The sequence below is a fragment of the Leptolyngbya sp. FACHB-36 genome, assembly GCF_014695955.1.
In the GTDB taxonomy this organism is placed as follows: domain Bacteria; phylum Cyanobacteriota; class Cyanobacteriia; order Leptolyngbyales; family Leptolyngbyaceae; genus FACHB-36.
Window position 1 is genome coordinate 1 of sequence record NZ_JACJPG010000654.1, and the last position, 2,503, is coordinate 2,503.

Sequence of the window (2,503 nt, forward strand, 5' to 3'; positions counted from 1 at the left end):
TAGCTGATCGTGCCGTAAATGCCCAAATCGTCGTTGTAGCCGCCGCCAAAGTTAAATCCACGAGCAGAGCTTTCCACGAGGTTGTACACGACGGTCGCACGGCGGACATCCCCCTCAAACGTCACGTTGGCGTTCTCAAAAATGCCCAACCCGATTAGTCGATTCAGGTCTTGGCGAGCAACGTCTTCGCGAAACACCTGTCCGGGCTGTAGCTGAATCTGTTGCCGTACAAAGCCTACCTGCGTGCGCGGTTGAATCGGCTTGCCCTGCTCGTCTACGGGTCTACCCTCGCGATTGAGAAAGCGGATCTGAATGTCGCCGACCAAGCCTTCGGCTACCTGCACAATCACAACGCCTTCTCGCGTGGGTTGCAGGCTCACCTGTGCCAGAACGTAACCGTTTTGGGTGTACCAGGCTTTGATGCGCTGTGCGCCTTGCGCCAGAACCGACGGGCGCACAACTTGTCCCAACTGCGGCTGAAGTAGCTGATTAGCAACGTCCAGCGTCAGCACTTGGGCACCGGATAGCTGCAGCGATCGCACGACGATCGGCTCCACCTGAAACACCACACTCAGCCCCTGCGGATTCGGGCGACTGGTAACGCTAGCATTGGCAAACAGTCCCGTTTCCAGGATTTCTGCTACGTCCTGCTTCAGTTGTGCCTGGTTCGTTTGTCCTCCTGGCTGCGTGCGAATCCGACTGCGAATCAACTGCTGCAGCTCGGCATCTGCGCCAACGATCTGCACGTCCGTTGCCTGGACCGCCAGATCACCTGGGCTGGTCGGCGTAGCAAGCGGAGCTGGGGCAGGCGCCTGTCGTTGGGGAGCGCTTTGCGATTGTGGCGGCACCGTTACGGTTGGTTTCGCTGTGGGGGCAGGAGCGGCTGCCGATGGAATTACCCACGGACTGCTGGATGGCGGTTCGGGTGCTGCCGGAGCGCTAGGAGCGGGCGCAACTGGCGCAGTCGGAACCTGATACTGGTAATACTGAGCGGGTTTGCCAGTCGTTTCGGGCGCCGCTGCCGAAAATTCTGGCGCTGCACTGGTTTCTGGGGTAGCAGCTTGAGCAACGGCAGCTGGCACAGGCGCTACCGGAACAACCACATCACTTGTCACAGTGGGTGCTAGCGATCGATCAGCCGCCTGAACGGGCTGAGGCTCCCAGGCAGCGATCGCCGCGAGCGTGCAAACTGCCAGTGCGGAGGCGTGTCGGATCGGCGTTCGGATGGAAGAAGCGTTCAAGGTTGATGAGGGGGGTAGCAGACGAGAGGGACAACCGTCTTTTTCGCTTGAAAAGCCTTGATACTGCGAAATTTGCCTTTTCATTTTGCACGGCTTCTGAAAAATTGCCGCTTTATTTACGGCGGCGTCGCTACTTTCCTACACGAAAAATCGCCTGCCTCAGTTCCCGCTACAGAGTGCTGACGTAGGCGATCAATCAATACAAAACAAGCCAAAAAACGCGAACAGCTAATAGCTGTTCGCGTTCCCATTGCTGTATCTAGCTGGAAGCAATCTAATCGCGATCGACCCGGACTTTAATTCCTGAATCGAGTGCAGGTACCTGAAAAAATTCCAGCGGATTAATAGGCTGAGGCTGACTTCTCGGTGCGTTGTTCATCAGCCCTGGAGGCAGAATTGAGCGCTGCGGCACTGTGGGCTTTGCTTGCAGTGAAGCAGCAATGCCATCTAAATCAGTTGAGGAAAACGGAGTGAGCAACGGTCTCGATCGGCTTACTGGCTCAGCAACCGAAGCAGGCTGAGTTTGCAGCAGCACGGCTCCTGGGGGCAACTGGGCACGCTCAACTTGAGCCGTAGCCGCCATACTTGGGGCAATCATTCCAAAGACAACCAGCAATCCAATCGGCAGACGCAGCATAGCGGTTGACTCCTACAGGTTTAGTCAATCCAGATGAGGCAACAGTAACCGACGCAGGACAAGGTGTACCCAGTCTGTGAGTCAGTTCGCCACCTGTCACAGCTTAAAGACCACGATCGGGTTCAACCGCGTGAATTTGCACCTCAGAGTTCGCTAGGTGCGCGGCTTCTAGCTGATTAAGACGCTCCTCAAAGTTGGCAAGCACCTGGTTTTGCTGACCAATGACGTCAGGTAGCGAGCTAAGGGTTTTCAGCAGCTCTTCCACATTTGTAATGCGCTCATTAATAGCGATCAGCGTATCGCTGCGCTGTCCTAACTCGCCAGCAAGCAGCTCTACGCTGCCCAAGGATTGCTCGACCGCAGTCAAGCGTAAGTCTGCTCCGGGTGCTTCTGGTGTGCTCGGAGCGGTGATCGCCTGCACCTCTAAGCGGCTGACGCGATCGTCGAGCGTTGTTATCGCTTGAGTTCGCTGCTGAAGCTGCTCGGTAAAGGACGTGAGTTGGCTCAGAAGCGAATCTAGATTTGTATCGCGCTCTGCCAAAATAGCTTTGCCGCGCGACTGCACTTCTGCCTGAAAGGAGGCTTGAGTCTCTAATCCCTGCTTAATCAAGCGCGTTACACCGTA

The 2,503-nt window shown here is 56.2% G+C and carries 3 protein-coding genes; all 3 read right to left on the reverse strand.

Annotated features, from left to right (window positions below; genetic code table 11):
* On the reverse strand, positions 1-1,241 hold a 1,241-nt coding region (locus H6F43_RS20205; protein ID WP_277879986.1), incomplete at its 3' end, for a POTRA domain-containing protein.
* 274 nt (positions 1,242-1,515) lie between these two features.
* Complete coding sequence (locus tag H6F43_RS20210) at positions 1,516-1,878, reverse strand: hypothetical protein (RefSeq protein WP_190344833.1); 363 nt, start codon at positions 1,876-1,878, stop codon at positions 1,516-1,518.
* Positions 1,879-1,981: 103 nt separating this feature from the next.
* Positions 1,982-2,503, reverse strand: a 522-nt coding sequence (locus H6F43_RS20215) for a hypothetical protein (protein ID WP_190344835.1), incomplete at its 5' end; no start/stop codon positions are given.

What these genes read in the sequence shown, in the direction of transcription:
- H6F43_RS20210 (WP_190344833.1), bottom strand. Translation starts at nt 1,878, where the DNA reads ATGCTGCGTCTGCCGATTGGATTGCTGGTTGTCTTTGGAATGATTGCC.